General features: G+C 72.1%; 14 protein-coding genes and 1 pseudogene. 9 read left to right on the top strand and 6 right to left on the bottom strand.

The genetic code is table 11. From position 1 onward, the window contains the following. The first annotated feature begins 203 nt into the window (after positions 1–203). Both PSQ21_RS10485 and PSQ21_RS10480 read left to right on the top strand, forming a co-directional pair. The gene (locus tag PSQ21_RS10485) at positions 204–818 is read left to right on the top strand and encodes a DUF6232 family protein (protein WP_274030193.1); all 615 of its coding nucleotides are present in this window, start codon (positions 204–206) and stop codon (positions 816–818) included. After that, positions 815–1,159 (top strand): hypothetical protein, encoded by a 345-nt coding sequence (locus tag PSQ21_RS10480; RefSeq protein WP_274030192.1) that lies wholly within the window; start codon positions 815–817, stop codon positions 1,157–1,159. Before PSQ21_RS10485 ends, PSQ21_RS10480 begins: the two co-directional genes overlap by 4 nt. Before the next feature lie 47 nt (positions 1,160–1,206). Here PSQ21_RS10480 and PSQ21_RS10475 read toward each other — a convergent pair whose 3' ends face one another. Further along, positions 1,207–2,307, bottom strand: a complete 1,101-nt coding sequence (locus PSQ21_RS10475; protein WP_274030191.1) for a LacI family DNA-binding transcriptional regulator — start codon at positions 2,305–2,307, stop codon at positions 1,207–1,209. A 109-nt stretch (positions 2,308–2,416) separates the two neighbouring features. Between PSQ21_RS10475 and PSQ21_RS10470 the strand changes: the two genes are divergently transcribed. From PSQ21_RS10470 to PSQ21_RS10460, 3 genes are read left to right on the top strand one after another with little or no spacing between them, the layout of a single operon-like run. Continuing rightward, complete coding sequence (locus tag PSQ21_RS10470) at positions 2,417–3,568, top strand: Gfo/Idh/MocA family protein (protein WP_274030190.1); 1,152 nt, start codon at positions 2,417–2,419, stop codon at positions 3,566–3,568. 40 nt (positions 3,569–3,608) lie between these two features. Further along, positions 3,609–4,757 carry a dihydrodipicolinate synthase family protein gene (locus PSQ21_RS10465; RefSeq protein ID WP_274030188.1) on the top strand — a complete coding sequence of 383 codons (1,149 nt, stop codon included), beginning with the start codon at positions 3,609–3,611 and terminating at the stop codon, positions 4,755–4,757. Continuing rightward, on the top strand, positions 4,754–5,590 hold the full coding sequence (locus PSQ21_RS10460; protein ID WP_274030187.1) for a sugar phosphate isomerase/epimerase family protein: 837 nt from the start codon (positions 4,754–4,756) through the stop codon (positions 5,588–5,590). The genes PSQ21_RS10465 and PSQ21_RS10460 overlap by 4 nt, the downstream gene beginning before the upstream one ends. Positions 5,591–5,918: 328 nt before the next feature. On the opposite strand, the gene PSQ21_RS10455 is transcribed toward PSQ21_RS10460, so the two are convergent. Further along, positions 5,919–6,626 (bottom strand): bleomycin resistance protein, encoded by a 708-nt coding sequence (locus PSQ21_RS10455; protein ID WP_274030186.1) that lies wholly within the window; start codon positions 6,624–6,626, stop codon positions 5,919–5,921. 248 nt (positions 6,627–6,874) lie between these two features. On the opposite strand from PSQ21_RS10455, the gene PSQ21_RS10450 reads away from it, so the two are divergent. Continuing rightward, a complete protein-coding gene (locus PSQ21_RS10450) occupies positions 6,875–7,756 on the top strand; it encodes a lysozyme (RefSeq protein ID WP_274030185.1) in 882 nt (293 codons plus the stop codon). 194 nt (positions 7,757–7,950) lie between these two features. Next, entirely contained in the window at positions 7,951–8,607 is a 657-nt protein-coding gene (locus PSQ21_RS10445) for a peptidoglycan recognition protein family protein (protein WP_274030183.1), read from the top strand. A gap of 164 nt (positions 8,608–8,771) precedes the next feature. On the opposite strand, the gene PSQ21_RS10440 is transcribed toward PSQ21_RS10445, so the two are convergent. From PSQ21_RS10440 to PSQ21_RS10430, 3 genes are all read right to left on the bottom strand, one after another. Beyond that, the gene (locus PSQ21_RS10440) at positions 8,772–11,312 is read right to left on the bottom strand and encodes an FtsX-like permease family protein (protein WP_274035702.1); all 2,541 of its coding nucleotides are present in this window, start codon (positions 11,310–11,312) and stop codon (positions 8,772–8,774) included. Continuing rightward, positions 11,312–12,142 (bottom strand): ABC transporter ATP-binding protein, encoded by an 831-nt coding sequence (locus PSQ21_RS10435; RefSeq protein WP_274030181.1) that lies wholly within the window; start codon positions 12,140–12,142, stop codon positions 11,312–11,314. The genes PSQ21_RS10440 and PSQ21_RS10435 overlap by 1 nt, the downstream gene beginning before the upstream one ends. A gap of 347 nt (positions 12,143–12,489) precedes the next feature. Beyond that, positions 12,490–13,128, bottom strand: coding sequence for a hypothetical protein (locus PSQ21_RS10430; protein WP_274030180.1), 639 nt, complete (start codon positions 13,126–13,128; stop codon positions 12,490–12,492). Positions 13,129–13,249: 121 nt separating this feature from the next. On the opposite strand from PSQ21_RS10430, the pseudogene recD2 reads away from it, so the two are divergent. Together recD2 and PSQ21_RS10420 are read left to right on the top strand one after the other, a co-directional pair. After that, a pseudogene (gene recD2, locus PSQ21_RS10425) lies at positions 13,250–15,539 on the top strand (SF1B family DNA helicase RecD2). A gap of 151 nt (positions 15,540–15,690) precedes the next feature. Continuing rightward, complete coding sequence (locus PSQ21_RS10420) at positions 15,691–16,989, top strand: citrate synthase (RefSeq protein WP_274030177.1); 1,299 nt, start codon at positions 15,691–15,693, stop codon at positions 16,987–16,989. 607 nt (positions 16,990–17,596) lie between these two features. On the opposite strand, the gene PSQ21_RS10415 is transcribed toward PSQ21_RS10420, so the two are convergent. Continuing rightward, positions 17,597–20,008: a heavy metal translocating P-type ATPase gene (locus tag PSQ21_RS10415; protein WP_274030175.1), complete on the bottom strand. Its 2,412-nt coding sequence runs from the start codon at positions 20,006–20,008 to the stop codon at positions 17,597–17,599. Positions 20,009–20,039: the final 31 nt, after the last annotated feature.

The following is a 20,039-nucleotide window of genomic DNA, read 5'->3' as shown; positions in this document are numbered from 1 at the left end:
CGCGTCCATCGTGGCGGGGGAGCGGGTGCGGGCGCATGGGGGAGTCGCCCCCATCTTTCGCGCCCCGGCACGCAGACGCCGGTAACGCGTGTCCGTGGAGCGAGGATTGGCGGGTTCTCGCCTGCCGCCCGGAGCCGGGGCGGGTGCTTAATAGGGCTCCCGCGCATGCGGGGCGGGTGTGACGAGTTCACGGGGGAACGCGCATGGACACCACGGGTAACGCCGGGCAGCCGTCGGCATCTGCGCCACCGTCCGGACCGCCGACCTCACCACCACCCGGACCGCCCTCCGGGCCGCCGTCCTCGCCACCGCCGGATCCGGCCGGACCTCCCTCGCAGCCGCCGCCGCTACCGCCGCTGCCGAGTCCGGGAGGCGTCCTGGAGATCGCGGTCAAGCGCCGGATGCTCTGGATCGGCTCGGCGGCCCTGCCGCTGCACAACCTCACCCGGGTCGAGGCCATCAAGATCAAACCGGAGCGGAACGTCCTCCGCTTCCTGCTGGGCATGGCGTTGGTGGCCGTCGTCTATTCGGTGACCGGCTGGGCACCGGTTCTCGTCCTGCTGATCGTTCTGGTCGTCTACTTCATCAAGATGATGGTCGCACCGGAGAAGCCGGTCCTGGTCGTGGAGACGGCCGGCGGCTCCCGCGTCCTCGTGACGCTGCCGAGCGTGGACGAGCTGCGGACCATCGCCGGGCGGGTGGTCCACGCGATCGACCACCCGGAGGCCGAGTTCACGGCCTACGTGCACCAGCTCAACAACTACAACGGCCCCGTCTTCAACCAGAACGGCGGTCAGAACACGGGGATCAGGCTATGACCGAACCGACGCACCACTCGATCTACAACGGCCCCGTCATCAACCAGACCGGCGCCCAGAACATCGGGATCAACAACGGTTACGTGGGCGCCGCCCAGGACCCCGAACTCCGTGCCGCTGTGCAGGAGTTGACCGCCCGGCTGCGCGACCTCAGCGCTCATCTCACCCCGGACCAGGCCCGCACGGTCGAGGAGACCCTCCCCGTGCTCGCCCTGGACCGCGAGGCGATGACCGGGCGTGGTCTCACCCTCGCACGGCTCGGGCAGCTCACCACCGCGGTCGGCCCGGTGGCCCAGCCCGTCGCGGACGCGCTGGGGCGGCTGCTGGGGCTGCTGGGCTAGAGGTCTCCTCCGGGCCGACGGGCCCGGAGGGGCGTCCCCGGGCCGGCTCACCCGCGCGGCGCCGCCGTCGACCCCCGGATCATCAGCTCGGCCGCGATGGTCGCGATGCCGCCGGGCGGCGGGTCCTCCTTGCCCATCGCGAGCCGGCCGGCCCGGGCGCCCGCCTCGAAGAGCGGCAGTCGTACCGTCGTGAGGGCCGGCACGGCGTCCACCGAGAACGGCAGGTCGTCGAAGCCCGCGACCGAGATGTCCTGGGGGATCCGCATCCCCTGGTCCCGGACGGCCGCGCAGGCACCCAGCGCCACGGTGTCGTTGGCGGCCACGATCGCGGTCACGTCCGGTGCCCTGCGCAGGAGTTCGAGGGTGGCTTCGTAGCCGGAGCGCCGGTCGTAGGGGCCGTGCACGGTGAGCAGGTCCTGATCGATGGAGCCCCGGCCCCCGCCCGGCCCGGCCGGACCCGCGTCCAGTCCGGCGGCGCGCAGCGCCTCGCGGTGGCCCTCCAGCCGGTGCCGGGTGGTGGTGCGCTCCGGGGGGCCGGCGACGTAACCGATCCTGCGGTGGCCGAGCGAGATCAGGTGCTCGGCGAGCCGGCGTCCGCCGCCCCGGTTGTCGAACGCGAGCGCGGCGACGAGCGCGTCCCCCTCGGGCAGCGGGGGCCGCCCGCAGAAGACGATCCGGGTGCCCGCGTCCGCGAGCTTCGTCAGCTTCGCGGACATCGCGGCCCGGTGCGCCGGGTTCTCGACCGCGCCGCCGGTGAGGACGACGGCGGCGGCGCGCTGGCGCTGGAGGAGGGTGAGGTAGGTGAGTTCGCGCTCCGGGGAGCCGCCCGTGTTGCAGATGACGGCCAGCTTCTCGCCGCCCGCCCGTCCGGAGCCGTCGCCGGGGCCGCCGATCTGCGTCTGGGCCGCCCCCGCCATGATCCCGAAGAACGGGTCGGCGATGTCGTTGACCAGGATGCCGACCAGGTCCGAGGTGGCCGCCGCGAGCGAGCTGGCGGGCCCGTTGAGCACGTAGTCGAGGTCGTCCACCGCGCGCAGGACCCGCTCCCGGGTCGACGCCGCCACCGGGTAGTTGCCGTTCAGCACACGCGAAACGGTGGCCGGGGACACCCGGGCGCGGGCCGCCACATCCGCCAGGGTGACTGTCATCGCTGTCCTCCGTGAGATCACGTCCGGCCCCCTCTTGTCCGGCCGCTGTCGGCAGGCTAGCGTCATCTCACATAGAAAGCGCTTGCTACCACTGTATGGAGGGACCTTCGTGACACGCAGGACAGTGCGCATCGCCATGAACGGCGTCACGGGGCGCATGGGGTACCGGCAGCACCTGGTGCGCTCGATCCTCGCGATCCGCGAGCAGGGCGGCCTGGATCTCGGCGACGGCGAGGTGCTGTGGCCCGAGCCCGTGCTCGTCGGCCGGCGCGCCCACGCCCTGGAGGAGCTCGCCGAGCGCCACGGTCTGACCGAGTGGTCGACCGACCTGGACGCGGTCCTCGCGGACGACACGGTCGACATCTACTTCGACGCCCAGGTCACCTCCGCCCGGGTGGAGGCGATCAAGAAGGCGATCGCGGCGGGCAAGCACGTCTACACCGAGAAGCCGACCGCCACGGACGTCGCGGGGGCCCTCGACCTGGCCCGGCTCGCCCGGGACGCGGGCATCAAGCACGGCGTCGTCCAGGACAAGATCTTCCTGCCGGGCCTGCTGAAGCTGAAGCGCCTGATCGACGGCGGCTTCTTCGGCGAGATCCTCTCCGTGCGCGGGGAGTTCGGCTACTGGGTCTTCGAGGGCGACTGGCAGGAGGCCCAGCGCCCCTCGTGGAACTACCGCGCGGAGGACGGCGGCGGCATCGTCGTCGACATGTTCCCGCACTGGGAGTACGTGCTCCACGAGCTGTTCGGCCAGGTCACCTCCGTAACGGCCCACGTGCGGACGCACGTTCCGCGACGCTGGGACGAGCGGGGCGAGCCGTACGAGGCGACCGCCGACGACGCCGCGTACGGCATCTTCCAACTCGCGGGCGGAGCCGTCGCGCAGATCAACTCCTCCTGGGCGGTCCGGGTCAACCGCGACGAGCTGGTGGAGTTCCAGGTCGACGGCACCCTCGGCTCCGCCGTCGCGGGCCTGCGCAACTGCCGTGTCCAGCACCGCTCGGCGACCCCCAAGCCGGTCTGGAACCCGGACCTCCCGGTCACCGAGTCGTTCCGCGACCAGTGGCAGGAGGTGCCGGACAACCAGGAGTTCGACAACGGCTTCAAGGCGCAGTGGGAGCTGTTCCTGCGCCATGTGGTCCTGGACGAGCCGTACGGCTGGGACCTGCTGGCCGGCGCCCGGGGCGTCCAACTGGCCGAGCTGGGGCTCAAGTCGTCCGCCGAGGGCCGCCGCTTCGACGTTCCGGAGCTGACCCTGTGACCCGCGCGACCGGTCCGCGGCGGCGCCGGAGGCCGCTGACATGACGGTCCACCTCCCGCAGGGTCCCTACACGCCCCGCGCCACACCGCTCGACCTCACCCCGCAAGCGGCGACCCCCACCTCCCGTACGGTCTTCTCGGCGGCACACGTGGTCGCCGACCCGTACGCGGACATCGGCCCGGACGGCCCGGCGGCCGTCGACTGGGAGTCCACGCTCGCCTTCCGCCGCCACCTGTGGTCGCACGGCCTGGGCGTCGCGGAGGCCATGGACACCGCGCAGCGCGGCATGGGCCTGGACTGGGCGGGCGCCGCCGAACTGATCCGCCGCTCGGCCGCCGAGGCGAAGGCGGTGGGCGGCAGGATCGCCTGCGGCGTGGGCACCGACCAGCTGCCCGACGGCCCGGCGCCCACCCTGGCCGAGGTCACGGCGGCGTACGAGGAGCAACTGGCCCTGGCCGAGGAGAACGGTGTCCAGCCGATCCTCATGGCCTCCCGCGCGCTGGTCCGCGCCGCCCGGGGCCCGGAGGACTACCTCGCCACGTACGCCCACCTCCTGCGCCAGGCGTCGGAGCCGGTGATCCTGCACTGGCTGGGCCCGATGTTCGACCCGGCCCTGGAGGGCTACTGGGGCAGCGCCGGCCTCGACGACGCCACGGAGACGTTCCTCAAGGTCATCGCCGAGCACCCGGACAAGGTCGACGGCGTCAAGATCTCCCTCCTGGACGCGGCCCGCGAGATCGGCGTCCGCCGCCGTCTGCCGGGCGGGGTGCGCTGCTACACGGGCGACGACTTCAACTACCCGGAACTCATCGCGGGCGACGAACGCGGCTTCAGCCACGCCCTGTTGGGCATCTTCGACCCGCTGGGTCCGCTGGCGGCGCACGCGGTAGGCGTGCTGGACACGGGAGACGTGGACGGCTTCCGGGCGCTCCTGGACCCCACGGTCGGACTCTCCCGCCACCTCTTCCGGCCGCCGACCCGCTTCTACAAGACGGGCGTGGTCTTCCTGGCCTGGCTCTCCGGCCACCAGGACCACTTCACGATGGTGGGCGGACTCCAGTCGGCGCGCTCCCTCCCGCACCTGGCGAAGGCGTACGAACTGGCCGACGGTCTGGGCCTGTTCCCGGACCCGGGCCTGGCCGAACACCGGATGCGCTCCCTGCTCGCGGTCCACGGAGGCGCGCGATGAGCGACGACCGGCTCTCCCGCCTCTCGCTCAACCAGGAGACCGTCAAGCAGTGGTCGCTGGAGGAGCTGACCGAGGGCTGCGTCGAGGCGGGCATCGGCATGGTGGGCCTGTGGCGGGCCCCGGTGCAGGCGTACGGCGTCGAACGCGCGGCCAGGCTCCTCGCGGATGCCGGGCTCAGCGTCACCAGCCTCTGCCGGGGCGGCTTCTTCACCGCGCTCGACCCGGCGGAGCGCGCCCGCGCCCTGGACGACAACCGTGCGGCGATCGACGAGGCGGCGGCCCTGTCCACCGACACCCTGGTCCTGGTCTCCGGCGGCCTCCCGCCCGGCAGCCGCGACCTGTACGGGGCCCGGGAGCGGGTGGCCGACGCGCTGGCGGAACTGGCCCCGTACGCGGCCACGCGCGGCGTACGCCTGGCGATCGAGCCACTGCACCCGATGTACGCCTCCGACCGCTGCGTCGTCTCCACGCTCGGCCAGGCGCTGGACCTCGCGGAACGCTTCCCGGCCGAACAGGTCGGCGTGGTCGTCGACACCTACCACCTCTGGTGGGACGACCGGGCGCCCGCCCAGATCGCCCGCGCGGGTGCGGGCGGCCGCATCCACTCCTTCCAGCTGGCCGACTGGATCACCCCGCTCCCGGCGGGCGTCCTGCTGGGCCGGGGCCAACTGGGCGACGGATGTGTGGACTTCCGCGCGTTCCGCCGTCACGTGGAGGCCGCCGGCTTCGACGGCCCGATCGAGGTGGAGATCTTCAACGAGGCGCTGTGGGCCCGCGACGGGGCCGAAGCCCTGGCGGAAGTGGCGGAGCGCTATGTGCAACACGCCTGCTGAGAGCCCCTGCGCGACCCTGTTGGCAAAGAGATCGTAAAGGGCTGCAACCTTCGCGTACCTTCCCGTGTCACACATGGCGTCGGGTACTTCCGGGGAGGGGTCCGGGGGGAACGGGAAGGCCCGACGGGAGGGGAAAGCGAGGGGGGTCCGGCCGCGAGGCCGGGCCCCGTTTCGCCTTTACGGGCTTAGCATTTCGCCTTTCCGGCTCCCGCCGGCTGTGGCTCGGCACCCCGGCCGGCGCCGCCTCGGGCGCGGTGGGGCGGCCACCAGCAGATCCGGTGGAGCCCTCCGACCCGCGTCACCTGCGCGAGGACTTCGCCGTGGGGCGTCAGCTCCGCAGCTCGGCGAGCCTGGACAGGGCGTCGGCCGCGGCGTCCCGTTCCTCGGCGTCGAGGTGGACCGCCGCCGCCTCGTCCAGCAGCCCCGCCGCCCGCTCCGCCTCCCCCATCCGCTGCGCGATGTCCCCGCGCAGGACGAGAAGGCGCAGCCTCTGCACCGGGGTGGGGTGTTCGTCCGTCAGCCCCAGTACGCGGTCGATGATCTTCGCCGCGCCCGGCAGGTCCTGCTTGGAGTCCGCGAAGAGATCCGCCATGTGCAGCGCGCGGGCGAACGTCTCCTTCGGCGCGGGCCGGTGGTTCTGGTCCTCGCTGATCGGCTGTCCGATCCGGATCGTGTTCCCGGTCGGGTCGGTCATGAGGAACTGCCGCACCCCGTACGACATGGCCTTCAGTGGGCCGATGCGCGGCAACCCCCTCGCCGGGACGCGGCCATAGGCCGCTTTGAGACCGGCGCGGAACGCCGTGTGCAGGCCGTCGACGTCATCGGTCAGGACGTAGCACCCGGAGTGGGAGGACACCGGGTCGTACTCCTTCATGCCGTAGAGCTGGAGTTCGACCGACCCGCGCTCGACGACGGCGTACGCGTACGGGCTCTTCTGGAGGTGCGTCGTCTCGAAGCCGAGAGCGGTGTAGAAGTCGACGGTGGCCTCGATCAACGAGGTGCGGCAGGGCAGCATCGGGATGGTCGTTTCGGTCATCCGCCGAGAGTAGTCAAATTTGAGTACCCCGACCAGGGCTGGGTGGCGGTCATCTGCGGTCGCAGCCTTCAGAAATGAAAATTCTCGCCATGTCGACGCGTTCGCGCAGGTGGGGGCGTGCGACACAGGTCTAGACCGAATGGCCTCTTTACGCCCTTCCTTGTCCGTGCGTTACTCATGGCATGTCCATGGCATCCGATTATCGGATGCCATGGGTCTCTTCCCCGTCAACGTGCCCGGAGGTGGCTATGCCCGCGTACCGTTCTCCGTCCCGCCGACTCAAGAGATCCAGAGGGGCTCTGCTGGCAGGAGCTCTGGTCAGTGCCGCGACGCTGATCCTGACCGGTACGGGCCCGGCCGTCGCCGCGCCGCCCGGTCCCGACAAGCCGGTCCGGTCCGGGCAGGCGTGGATGGGTGCGGGCACCCGTATCGAGCAGGGTCCCGCCTCCTCGGCGGCGGACGATGTGACGCCGATGGACACCAGTGGCGTCCAGGGCATCGACGTCTCCCACTGGCAGGGGTCGATCAACTGGGGCTCGGTGAAGGCCGCCGGCATCGACTTCGCCTACATGAAGGCCACCGAGGGCACGTCCTTCAAGGACAGCAGCTTCAACGCCAACTACACCGGCTCCTACAACGCCGGCCTGATCCGGGGCGCCTACCACTTCGCCCGCCCCAACATCTCCAACGGGGCGACCCAGGCCAACTACTTCGCGAGCAGCGGCGGAGGCTGGTCCAGGGACGGCAAGACCCTCCCCGGGGTGCTGGACATCGAGCACAACCCCTACGGCGCCATGTGCTACGGCCTCTCCACGACCCAGATGCGCACGTGGATCAACGACTTCTACAACACGTACAAGGCGCGCACCACCCGCGACGTCGTCATCTACACGACGGCCAGCTGGTGGAACACCTGCACCGGGAACTGGACCGGCATGGCCACCAAGTCCCCGCTCTGGGTGGCGCACTGGGGAACCAGCAGCCCCAACATACCCAGCGGCTTCCCGACCTGGACGATCTGGCAGTACTCGGCCACCGGCCGGGTCTCCGGAGTCTCCGGCGACGTGGACCGCAACAAGTTCAACGGTTCCATGACCCGGCTCCAGGCGCTCGCCAACAACACGGCTTAGCGGCACCGGCGTATGCGCGGCGGCCGGGTGAGCCCGTCAGCGGCTCACCCGGCCGCCGCCGCACGACCGCCCGCGCCGCCCCGCCTCTCAACGCCCCCGGCCCCACGGCGACCGCCCCCGCTGGCCACCGCCCCCACCGGCCCTCGTCCTGTGCCGCCGCGCGCCCGCCGCCGCCCCCACCCCAGGAGCTCGCCGTGAACCTCCCGCAGCCGTCCCGCCGCCACGTCCTCCTCGCCGGCGCCGGTGGCCTGGCCGCCGTCGCCCTGCCGGGTACGGCCCACGCCGCCGACGCCCTCGACGCCATCGAACCGGACATCGACAGCACGACCCGGTGGCAAGCCCGTCCGCCGCGGAGCCCGGTCGAGCTGGTGGGAAGGCGGCCGACCATGATCGTCGTGCACCACACGGTCAGCGCCAACACCTCCGACGTCTCCCGCGCCCAGGCCCACCGGCACGCCCACTGGGTCCAGGACCTGCACATGGACAAGAACGGCTGGACCGACACGGGTTACCACTTCCTCGTCAGCCGGGGCGGCTGGATCACCGAGGGCCGCCACCGCAGCCTCAGCACGCTGTGGGGCGGCAGCGACTTCGTCCTGGGCGCGCACACCTCCGGCCAGAACGGGGCGGGCATCGGCATCGCCAACGAGGGCGCGTACCACGACGGAGCCCAGCCGCCGCGTGCCCAGTGGGAGGTCCTGGTGGCGCTCTGCGCGTACACCTGCAGCCAGTACGGCATCGCGCCGAGCCGGATCTACGGGCACAAGGACTTCGGCGACACCCTCTGCCCGGGCGTACTCCACGACAAGCTGCCGCAACTGCGCAACGAGGTCGCGGCGAGCATGCGCTGAGCGCGGGGCGAACTCGGAGGCAACGCGGAGGGGACGCGGGGCCCGCGAAGGGCCGCCGCCGTGGACCCGGCGCCATCGCCGCGCGGACTCCCCGGGGCGCCGGCCCTGCCCCGGGCCGTGCTCACGACGGGCGGGGAGCCCGGCCCCCCGCCCGTACGCCCGCCCTACGACCACCGCCGCAGCGCCACCCGGCCCGGCAGCTCGACCGCGAGCAGGGCCAGTCCACCGGCGGCGGCCACGAACGAGCCGTAGAGCAGCGGCGGCACGTACGGTGCCTCGCCGGTCATGCCGCGCACCATCGGCACCAGGGTGGCCGCGGCGATGGCGGAGCCGAGGACCACGCCCGCCGAGGACACCAGCAGGCTCTCCCAGCGGAGCATCCGCAGCACCTGGCGCCGGACCGAGCCGACCAGGCGCAACGTGCCCAGCTCGCGGCGGCGGTCGAGCACCGTCATCACCAGGGTGTTGACCGCGGCGATCGCGGCGAAGCCGCCGAGGACCGCGGCCATGGTGGTGTTGGACCAGGCGCCGAGCCGGGCGTCGAGACTCTGCTCGGTGGCGAAGCCGGAGGCGTCGGTGACCTCGCCCAGGGCCGTGAGTGACCGCGCCGAGCCGCCGCGCACCAGCAGCGCGCTGTCGAAGCCGGACGAGACGTGCCCGGCCAGGGACGCCCGGTCCATGGTCACCGAGGCCAGGCCGAGACCGCGCCCGTACACCGCGACGACCTCGGGTGCGGCCTCGACGCCGTCGGGGAGATGGAGCGGCAGCCGGTCGCCCACGCCGACGCCCGCCGAGGTCGCCAGGGTCCGGTCGATGGCGATACGGCCCTTGCCGAGCCGGTCGAGGCTTCCTTCGCGTACGTCCAGGTCCTGCACCTTCGCCAGCTCGGCACCGGAGCCGGTGACCCCCTGTGCCGTCGCCCCCTGGAGTGAGGCGAACTCGCCGGAGCCGCCCGGCACGAGCACCTGGGTGTTCAGCAGGCCCACGGCCGCGTCCACACCCGGCGCACGGGCGGCGCGCTCCGGCGCGTCCACGGGGAGCCCGGCCGGGTCCGTCACCACGTGATCCGCGGTGAGGCCCGCCCGCAACTGCGCGTCCGCGATGTGGTTCTGGCTCGTGTGCATGAAGACGAGCGTCGAGGCGAAGGCCACGGCGAGCGCGATCGGCGTGATCGCGGAGGCGAGACGACGGGCGTTGGTACGGGAGTTGGCGGCGGCCAGCTCGCCGGCCGGACCCGCCGCGCGCAGCGGGAGACCGAAGAGGCCCGCGCAGATCCGGGCCACCAGGGGGCCGAGCAGCGCGACGGCGAGCATGAAGCACATGACGACGCCGAGGGCGGCCCCGGCCGCGTCGTCCCCCGTCGAACGGGCGGAGAGACCGGTGAGGAACGCGCCGCCGACGAGCGCGCCGATGCCGAGCACCGTGACGACGACGCCCGGTCGCAGCCGCTCCACCGACGCCTCGCTCAGCGCCTGTCCCGGCCTGATCCTCGCGGGCCCGCGCCCGGCCGCCCAGCCCGCTCCGAGCGCGGTGAGCAGCCCGACGGTGACGGCGACGAGGAGGGGGATCCAGGAGACGTGCACCCGCACCGCCTCCGGGATCGCACCCCGGTCCTGCAACTGCCCGAACCACCAGTACGCGAGCCCGACGCCGGGCAGGCAGCCGACGATCCCGGCGAGGGGCGCGACGAGCAGCGCTTCGGAGGCGACCGCGCGGCGGATCTGGCGCGGGGTGGCCCCGACCGCGCGCAGCAACGCGAACTCACGCGACCGCTGGGACACGGACAGGGCCACCGTCCCGGCCGCCGTGAAGACCGCGACGATGGTGGCGATCCCGCCGAAGGAGCCGCCGAGCCCGAAGAGCGTCTCCCTGGCGTGGCCGAGGCCCGGGTCCTCGACGGCACCCCGGTCGTCGCCGGTGCGCACCTCGGCCCCGGAGCCGGCCAGGGCCTGCCGCACGGAGGCGGCGAGGGCGTCGGTGCCGGTGCCGGGTTCCGCCAGGACGACGATGGCGTCCGCGGTGCCGGGATGCCCGGCGAGCGTGGCGGCCTCGGCGTCGGAGAACCAGGCGAGCGCCTGGGCGGGACCGGAGTTCCGGGCGCTCTCCGCAGGTCCTGCCTCCGCGACGCCCGCGACGCGGAAGTCCCGCTGCCCGGCGGCGGTGTGCAGGGCGATGGTGTCGCCGACGGCGACCTTCGCCACATCGGCCGTACCCGCGTCGAGCACCACCTCCCCCGTACGGGGCGCGGAACCGGCGGACAGCGCGGTACCGGTGAACGCGTGCGAGCCCCAACCGTGTGCGGTGAACGCGCCCCCGGGGACGGGCGGTTCCTGGGCGTCCGCGTCGGCTTCCCGGGCCGCCGCCCGTACGGTAAAGGTGAAGTCCGGTACGGTGCCGGCCGCCCCCGTCGCCTCGGCGGCCTTCGCCGCGAGCCCGGCGTCCACCCGCGCGGTGTCCGGCAGCGGGACCGCCTCCTCCTCGCGGTCCTCCCCGCTGCCCGTGACGACGTATCTGTACTGGTCCGCCGCCGCGACGACCGGCGCGGCGGCGTACCGCTCCGGCGGCACCGACGCGCGCAGCCCGGTCTCCAGCAGGATTCCGCAGGCCGCGACGATCAGCGCGGACATCATCAGCGCCACGAAGGTCCCGGCGAACGACGCGGGCCGGAAGCGGACGGCCGCGCGGGCGAGTCCGTTGGGACGCATCACGCCGCCACACCCGCCACCGCGCCCGCACCGGCGGTACGGGCGGTGAGCACCCGCATCCGCTCCGCGATCTGCTCCGCCGATCCGCGCTCCAGACCTCCGGCGAACGTCCCGTCCGCGAGGAACAGCACCCGGTCCGCCCAGGCGGCGGCGGTCGGGTCGTGGGTGACCATGACGACGGTGGCCCCGGCGGAGTCGACGGCGTGCCGGAGCAACCCGAGGACCTCGGCGGCGGTGCCGGAGTCCAGGGCTCCGGTGGGTTCGTCGGCGAACACCACATCGGGGGCGGTCACCAGGGCGCGGGCCACGGCCACCCGCTGCTGCTGGCCACCGGACAGCTCGCCGGGCCGCCGCCGCGCCTTGTCGGCGAGCCCGACCCGCGCGAGCACGGCGTCCGCCCGGCGGCGGTCCTGGCGCTTTCCGGCGAGGCGCAGAGGCAGCAGGACGTTCTGCTCCACGGTCAGCGAGGGCAGCAGGTTGAAGGCCTGGAAGACGAAGCCGAGGCGGCTGCGGCGCAGTTCGGTGAGCTGGTTCTCGTTCATCCCGGTGATCTCCGTACCACCGAGGCGCACGGATCCCGCCGAGGGCCGGTCGAGCCCGGCGGCGCACTGGAGGAAGGTGGACTTGCCGGAGCCGGACGGCCCCATGATCGCGGTGAACGTCCCGCGCGGCAGGGCGAGGTCGACGCCCGCGAGGGCGTGCACGGCGCTCGCGCCGCGCCCGTACTGCCGCCGGACACCGCGCAGTTCGACGGCGAGCCCGGGAGTGGCGGCGGTCCCGGGCCCGGGCCGGTCGCCCGCTGTGTGCCGCTTGTCCTTGCGTAGTCTCATGTCCCGTTCCGCCCTCTCGCGATCCGCTCGTAGCGATGTACCGACGGGGTGCAGCGTGCGGGGCCGGCCGTGCGCGGGGCGTCATACCGGGGAGCCAAAACGGACGTGCTACTGAGGTAGGAGGTGCGGTGGGGCGGGCAGGGTGGACGGGGTGGACGGGGTGGACGGGGTGGGCAGCCGCCTGCTGTTCCAGCCCTTTGTCCAGGAAGTCACCGTGGTGATGGGCAAGAGCGATGCGCTGCAACCTGTCGCTACGTGAGCGGACCCGGTCACGGGGTGCCCGTCCTGGTCTCCACCGCTGTGGCTGGGCCTGAAGCGGCCGGAAGCCGGGCATGCGCGGTCGGTGCTCACCCCTCCTGAGAAGCCCGCCGCAGCACCGGCCGGTACAGCTCCAGAGTCTCGGCGGCGGCGCCCACGTCCGGCTCGGCCTCCAGCTCCTCGTCCTCCTCGTTCGGGGTGAGGCGCAGGGCCGCCTCGACGGCGCTCAGGGTCCAGGCGCCCGCGCTGACCGCGTCCAGGAGGACGGCCAGCGCGGCGCGGTCGGCTTCTCCCTCAGCGACATCGGCCAGCACAATGCCGGCCTCGCCCAGAAGGTGCGGTCGGTCGACGAGATTGGCGACCACCTGGCCCGGCACGCCGAGGTCGGGCGTCCAGGACCGGCCGTCCCACCGGGCCGCGCCGCTGAACGTCCGGTCCTCCTGGGCGAGGTGGCCCGGCAGGTCTGCCAGTCCGAGGGCCGAGGTGACGTCCTTGCGGCTCATCGGGGCGTCGCGCTCGTCGTGGTCGTCCACCACCAGTACGGGCGAGGCCCCGCCGAGGTCCAGCACAAAGGTGCTGCCTCCGCCGTCGTCGTACGCGACCCTCTCCGGCTCGGGGGCGTGCCGCGGCGTGAGCCCCGCCACGGCGTGGAGCGCCATGGTGAAGGCGAGGCCCGCGACGATGCGGCCGGGCGGGGGAACAAGGGACCAGTCCTGGCATGTGCTCATGCCCGCATCGTCGCATCCGGCACTGACGCCCCTCGGCGACGTACCCGTACCGGACGGAGGGGCGCCAGGCCGAGCCCCGGCCGCGAACCGCGCTGTCAGCGCCACCCGGTAGCGTCGGACCATGTCCAACATGGCCGTCCTCGAGGGTGTCCTGGAGCGGATCACCTACGCCAACGAGGAGAACGGGTACACGGTCGCCCGCGTCGACACCGGACGCGGAGCCGGGGACCTCCTCACCGTCGTCGGCGCGCTGCTCGGCGCGCAGGTCGGCGAATCGCTGCGGATGGAGGGCCGTTGGGGCTCGCACTCCCAGTACGGCAAGCAGTTCACCGTGGAGAACTACACCACCGTGCTGCCCGCCACCATCCAAGGCATCCGCCGCTACCTCGGCTCCGGGCTGATCAAGGGGATCGGGCCGGTGATGGCCGACCGGATCACCACCCACTTCGGCGTCGACACCCTCGACATCATCGAGCAGGAGCCGAAGCGCCTCGTCGAGGTCCCCGGCCTCGGCCCCAAACGCACGAAGATGATCGCGGCCGCCTGGGAGGAGCAGAAGGCGATCAAGGAGGTCATGGTCTTCCTCCAGGGCGTCGGCGTCTCCACCTCCATCGCCGTCCGCATCTACAAGAAGTACGAGGACGCCTCGATCTCCGTCGTGAAGAACCAGCCCTACCGGCTGGCCGCCGACGTCTGGGGCATCGGCTTCCTCACCGCCGACAAGATCGCCCAGGCCGTCGGCATTCCGCACGACAGCCCCGAGCGGGTCAAGGCCGGCCTCCAGTACGCCCTGTCCCAGTCCTCCGACCAGGGGCACTGCTACCTCCCCGAGGAGCGGCTCATCGCGGACGGCGTCAAGCTGCTCCAGGTCGACACCGGGCTGGTCATCGAGTGCCTGGCCGAGCTGGCCGCCGACCCGGAGGGCGTCGTACGGGAGAAGGTGCCGTCCCCCGAGGGCGGCGAGCCGGTCACGGCGGTCTACCTCGTCCCCTTCCACCGGGCCGAGCTGTCCCTGGCCGGGCAGGTGCGCCGCCTGCTGAACACCGCCGAGGACCGGCTGCCCGCCTTCAGGGACGTGGACTGGGAGAAGGCCCTGGCCTGGCTCGCCACCCGTACGGGGGCTGTTCTCGCGCCCGAGCAGGAGCAGGCCGTACGGCTCGCGCTCAGCCGGAAGGTGGCCGTCCTGACCGGCGGCCCCGGCTGCGGGAAGTCGTTCACCGTACGGTCCATCGTCGAGCTGGCCCGGGCGAAGCGGGCCAAGGTCGTGCTGGCCGCGCCCACCGGCCGGGCCGCCAAGCGGCTCGCCGAGCTGGCCGGGGCCGAGGCGTCCACCGTGCACCGGCTCCTGGAGCTGAAGCCGGGCGGGGACGCGGCCTACGACCGGGACCGCCCGCTGGACGCGGATCTGGTCGTCGTGGACGAGGCGTCGATGCTCGATCTGCTGCTCGCCAACAAGCTCGTGAAGGCGGTGGCACCCGGTGCCCACCTCCTTCTCGTGGGTGACGTCGACCAACTGCCCTCCGTCGGCGCGGGGGAGGTGCTGAGCGACCTGCTCACGGAGGGCGGCCCGGTCCCCGCCGTCCGGCTCACCCGGATCTTCCGCCAGGCCCAGCAGTCCGGCGTCGTGACGAACGCCCACCGGATCAACGCCGGGCAGCCGCCGCTCACGGAAGGGCTGGACGACTTCTTCCTCTTCGTGGAGGACGAGACGGAGGACGCGGGCAAGCTCGCCGTCGATGTGGCGGCCCGTCGCATTCCGGCCAAGTTCGGCCTCGATCCACGCCGTGACGTGCAGGTGCTCGCCCCGATGCACCGGGGGCCCGCCGGTGCGGGGCACCTGAACGGACTGCTCCAGCAGGCCATCACCCCGGGCCGTCCCGACCTCCCCGAGAAGCGGTTCGGCGGCCGGGTCTTCCGGGTCGGTGACAAGGTCACCCAGATCCGGAACAACTACGACAAGGGCGAGAACGGCGTCTTCAACGGCACGGTCGGCGTCGTCACCGGCCTGGACGTGGACGAACAGAAGCTCACCGTCCACACCGACGAGGACGAGGAGATCGGCTACGACTTCGACGAGCTGGACGAGCTGGCCCACGCGTACGCCATGACCATCCACCGCTCCCAGGGCAGCGAGTATCCGGCCGTCGTCATCCCCGTCACCACCAGCGCCTGGATGATGCTCCAGCGCAATCTGCTCTACACGGCCGTGACGAGGGCCAAGAAGCTCGTCGTCCTGGTCGGGTCCCGGAAGGCGATCGGCCAGGCGGTCCGCACGGTTTCCGCAGGCAGACGCTGTACGGCGCTGGATTTCCGGCTCCGGGGCGGCTCGGGAGAAGACTTCATGAGACCCCTGGACGAAAATGATCGATCAAATCGGTGGGAAACATCACGCGGGTCTTCCGGAACCGTAGCCCAGGGGGCAGGATGAGTAAGTTGGCGGCACTCAGTGCCGCCAATGAGTCCAATGGACGACCCCGAGTGCACTCTCCTGAGCCGAATGGGGGAGGGTGGAAGACAGTCAGGGCACCTCGAAGAAGAGGCACTACGTCGGTGAGGGATGACGTGAGCGAGCACACCAACAACGCTGTCGTACTGCGGTACGGCGATGACGAGTACACCTACCCGGTGATCGACAGCACCGTCGGCGACAAGGGCTTCGACATCGGGAAGCTCCGGGCCAATACCGGCCTGGTGACGCTGGACAGCGGATACGGCAACACCGCCGCCTATAAATCCGCCGTCACGTACCTCGACGGTGAGCAGGGCATTCTGCGCTACCGCGGATACCCGATCGAGCAGCTCGCCGAGCGCTCGTCGTTCCTCGAGGTCGCGTACACGCTGATCAACGGCGATCTGCCGAAGGTCGACGAGCTGGCGGCCTTCAAGAACGAGATCACCCAGCACACGCTGCTGCACGAGGACGTCAAGCGGTTCTTCGACGGCTTCCCGCGCGACGCCCACCCGATGGCCATGCTGTCCTCGGTCGTCAGCGCGCTGTCCACGTTCTACCAGGACAGCCACAACCCGTTCGACGAGCAGCAGCGTCACCTCTCGACGATCCGCCTCCTGGCGAAGCTCCCGACGATCGCGGCGTACGCCTACAAGAAGTCGATCGGGCACCCCTTCGTCTACCCGCGCAACGACCTCGGGTACGTCGAGAACTTCCTGCGGATGACCTTCTCGGTCCCCGCCCAGGAGTACGAGCTGGACCCGGTCGTCGTCTCGGCGCTGGACAAGCTGCTCATCCTGCACGCGGACCACGAGCAGAACTGTTCGACCTCCACCGTGCGTCTGGTCGGCTCCTCGCAGGCGAACATGTTCGCCTCGATCTCCGCCGGTATCTCGGCGCTCTGGGGCCCCCTGCACGGTGGCGCCAACCAGTCGGTGCTGGAGATGCTGGAAGGCATCCAGGCCAACGGTGGCGACGTCGACTCCTTCATCCGCAAGGTGAAGAACAAGGAGGACGGCGTCCGCCTGATGGGCTTCGGCCACCGGGTGTACAAGTCCTTCGACCCGCGCGCCAAGATCATCAAGGCTGCCGCACACGACGTGCTGTCCGCGCTCGGCAAGTCCGACGAGCTGCTCGACATCGCGCTCAAGCTGGAGGAGCACGCGCTCTCCGACGACTACTTCGTCTCGCGCAACCTCTACCCCAACGTGGACTTCTACACCGGTCTGATCTACCGGGCCATGGGCTTCCCGACCGAGATGTTCACCGTGCTCTTCGCGCTCGGCCGCCTTCCCGGCTGGATCGCCCAGTGGCACGAGATGATCAAGGAGCCGGGTTCCCGCATCGGCCGCCCGCGTCAGATCTACACCGGCGAGGTCCTGCGCGACTTCGTCCCGGCCGAGGGCCGCTGACCAGGACCTCGTGTCGAGGCCGCTGACCCCGGCCTCGTACCGCGCGATCCCGCACCGCCGGATCTCGCACCGCTGGATCCCGTACCGCGGAATTCCGCACCGCCGGATCCCGCACCCCCCGTAGTGCCCGGCCTCTTCGGCCGACTGCCTTCGCCCCGCGTACCGCGCTTCGCACAGAGCGCGGTGTCCGGGGCGATTCGGCGTTCACGGGGCTCGTGCGCCGGCTCGCGCGGGCGTGAGCCGGCCTGTGCGGGCGTGAGCGGGCCGGAAAGCGAGAAACGCCCCGCCGCCGATCCCCCCACGGGTCGACGGTCGGGGCGTTTCCCATATCCCGGAGCGGATTCCCCCCACGGGATCCGGCCGGGCGTCTGAGGGGAGCCGAAGCTCCCGTTGTTCTGTTGTGCCGCGGTCCGCCGGGGTACGTACGCACGGGAGGGCCGCTCAAAGCTCCCCGGTGCACGTGCCCCGGCCAACGCTTGCCACAGGAGCGTCCCCCAAGACACTCCATCGGACGTCCCCCAAGACATCCTTGGCTCGCACCTTAAGACCTACGAACCCACCGGATGGTTACCCTGAAACCGGTGTGATCTACATCTCTTTGTGGAAGTTACGTGAAGGCACGCAACCGTAGGCTGTTCGTGACGACGAACACGGACGAAAACGCCATGGCGGCTCCCGCGATCATCGGGTTGAGCAGGCCACTTGCAGCCAGGGGCAAGGCCGCGACGTTGTACCCGAAGGCCCAGAAGAGGTTGCCCCTGATGGTGGCCAGGGTACGCCTGGAGAGGCGGATTGCGTCAGCGGTCACCTTGAGATCTCCACGAACCAGCGTGAGGTCGCTCGCCTCGATGGCGGCGTCCGTACCGGTTCCCATCGCCAGCCCCAGGTCCGCCGTGGCGAGGGCGGCGGCGTCGTTGACCCCGTCGCCGGCCATGGCGACGACCCGGCCCTCGGCCTGAAGGCGCCGCACGACCTCCACCTTGTCCTCGGGAAGCACCTCCGCGTGGACCTCGTCGATGCCCACCTCGCGCGCCACGGCCTCCGCCACCGCCCGGTTGTCGCCGGTCAGCAGCACGGGCCTCAGCCCCAGGGCGCGCAGCTCGCTCACGGCCGCCGCACTGCTGTCCTTGACCGCGTCCGCCACCCCGAACACGCCCCGCGCCTCGCCGTCCCAGGCCACGACGACCGCCGTACGGCCGTGCTCCCCGGCCTCCGCCAGGGCGTCCGACAGCGCGGGCGGGAGGGGGATCGCCGCGTCGGCGAGGAGCTGTTCGCGCCCGACGAGGACGGCGTGGCCCTCGACGACGCCCTGGACGCCGAGTCCGGGGATGTTCTGGAAGTCCTCGGGGGTGGGGAGGGGGCCGGTGGTGTCGGCGGCGGCGGTGGCGACGGCTTGGGCGATGGGGTGTTCGGAGGCGTTCTCCAGGGCTCCGGCGAGGCGGAGGGCTTCGGTTTCGGTGGTGGTGGGGGTGGTGTGGGTGGTCTGGAGGGTCATGCGGCCGGTGGTGACGGTGCCGGTCTTGTCGAGGACGATGGTGTCGGCGCGGCGGGTGGTTTCCAGGACTTCGGGGCCCTTGATGAGGATGCCGAGCTGGGCGCCGCGGCCGGTGCCGACCATGAGGGCGGTGGGTGTGGCGAGGCCGAGGGCGCAGGGGCAGGCGATGATGAGGACGGCGACGGCGGCGGTGAAGGCGGCGGTGAGTCCGGCGTCGTTGCCGAGCCAGAAGCCGAGGGTGCCCAGGGCGAGGGCGATGACGATGGGGACGAAGACGGCGGAGATGCGGTCGGCGAGGCGTTGGGCGGAGGCTTTGCCGTTCTGGGCGTCCTCGACGAGTCGGGCCATGCGGGCGAGCTGGGTGTCGGAGCCGACGCGGGTGGCTTCGACGACGAGGCGGCCTCCGGCGTTGAGGGTGGCTCCGGTGACGGAGTCGCCGGTGGTGACCTCGACGGGCACGGACTCACCCGTCAGCATGGAGGCGTCGACGGCGGAGGAGCCCTCGACCACGGTCCCGTCCGTCGCGATCTTCTCCCCGGGACGCACGGCGAAGCGATCACCGACGACGAGCGTGTTCGCCGGGACGCGGACCTCCCTGCCGCCCCTGAGCACCGCGACGTCCTTGGCTCCCAGGTCCATCAGCGCCCGCAGCGCAGCCCCGGACCTCCGCTTGGCGCGGGCCTCCAGGAAGCGGCCGAGCAGGAGGAACGTGATGACCCCGGCCGCCACCTCCAGGTAGATCGTCGAGCCGGCGTCGGCGCGCGGGACGGTGAGGTCGAAGCCGTGGCGCATGCCGGGCATGCCCGCGCCGCCGAGGAACAGGGCCCACAGCGACCAGCCGAACGCGGCGAGCGTGCCGAGCGAGACCAGTGTGTCCATCGTGGCCGCGCCGTGCCGGAGGTTGGTCCAGGCGGCGCGGTGGAAGGGCAGCCCGCCCCAGACGACGACGGGCGCGGCGAGGGTGAGGCTCAGCCACTGCCAGAAGTCGAACTGGAGGGCCGGGACCATCGCGAGCAGGACGACGGGGGCGGCGAGCACGGCGCAGACGACGAGGCGCTGCCGGAGCGCGCCGACGGAGGCGTCCTGCTCCGCCGAGGCGTCCCGGGCGGCGGAGTCCGGGGCGGTCTCCGGGCCCGGGCCCGCGGCGGCCGCGACGCCCGGGCCGGGGGCGGTGTCCGGGGCGGTGTCCGTACGGCGTGCCTCGTCGGCGTGCGTGTCCGGGGCGGCGGCCGGGGGAGCGAGGGCCTCGGCTTCCGCCGGTGCCTTCCGTTCCGGCTGTGCGACGGGTCGGGCCGTGTAGCCGGTCCGCTCGACCGTGGCGACCAGGTCGCCCAGCTTCAGCCCCTCGCCGAAGGTGACGCGGGCCTTCTCGGTCGCGTAGTTCACCGTGGCGGTGACGCCGTCCATCCGGTTCAGCTTCTTCTCGACGCGGGCCGCGCACGAGGCGCAGGTCATCCCGCCGATCACCAGCTCGGCGTGGGAGGCGTCGGCGGCCGGGAGACCGCCCGCTGCTGTGGTGGCCATGTCCGGAACTCCTGAGAAACGCAGATCGGGC

The sequence above is a fragment of the Streptomyces sp. MMBL 11-1 genome (assembly GCF_028622875.1).
Lineage (GTDB): Bacteria > Actinomycetota > Actinomycetes > Streptomycetales > Streptomycetaceae > Streptomyces.
This window is presented reverse-complemented; position numbering and strand designations above follow the sequence as displayed.

Excerpts from the sequence above, each read along its gene's own strand:
- PSQ21_RS10485 (WP_274030193.1), top strand. The coding sequence starts at position 204 with ATGGACACCACGGGTAACGCCGGGCAGCCGTCGGCATCTGCGCCACCG.
- PSQ21_RS10480 (WP_274030192.1), top strand. The coding sequence starts at position 815 with ATGACCGAACCGACGCACCACTCGATCTACAACGGCCCCGTCATCAAC.
- PSQ21_RS10475 (WP_274030191.1), bottom strand. The coding sequence starts at position 2,307 with ATGACAGTCACCCTGGCGGATGTGGCGGCCCGCGCCCGGGTGTCCCCG.
- PSQ21_RS10465 (WP_274030188.1), top strand. The coding sequence starts at position 3,609 with ATGACGGTCCACCTCCCGCAGGGTCCCTACACGCCCCGCGCCACACCG.
- PSQ21_RS10460 (WP_274030187.1), top strand. The coding sequence starts at position 4,754 with ATGAGCGACGACCGGCTCTCCCGCCTCTCGCTCAACCAGGAGACCGTC.
- PSQ21_RS10455 (WP_274030186.1), bottom strand. The coding sequence starts at position 6,626 with ATGACCGAAACGACCATCCCGATGCTGCCCTGCCGCACCTCGTTGATC.
- PSQ21_RS10450 (WP_274030185.1), top strand. The coding sequence starts at position 6,875 with ATGCCCGCGTACCGTTCTCCGTCCCGCCGACTCAAGAGATCCAGAGGG.
- PSQ21_RS10440 (WP_274035702.1), bottom strand. The coding sequence starts at position 11,312 with ATGCGTCCCAACGGACTCGCCCGCGCGGCCGTCCGCTTCCGGCCCGCG.
- PSQ21_RS10435 (WP_274030181.1), bottom strand. The coding sequence starts at position 12,142 with ATGAGACTACGCAAGGACAAGCGGCACACAGCGGGCGACCGGCCCGGG.
- PSQ21_RS10430 (WP_274030180.1), bottom strand. The coding sequence starts at position 13,128 with ATGAGCACATGCCAGGACTGGTCCCTTGTTCCCCCGCCCGGCCGCATC.
- PSQ21_RS10415 (WP_274030175.1), bottom strand. The coding sequence starts at position 20,008 with ATGGCCACCACAGCAGCGGGCGGTCTCCCGGCCGCCGACGCCTCCCAC.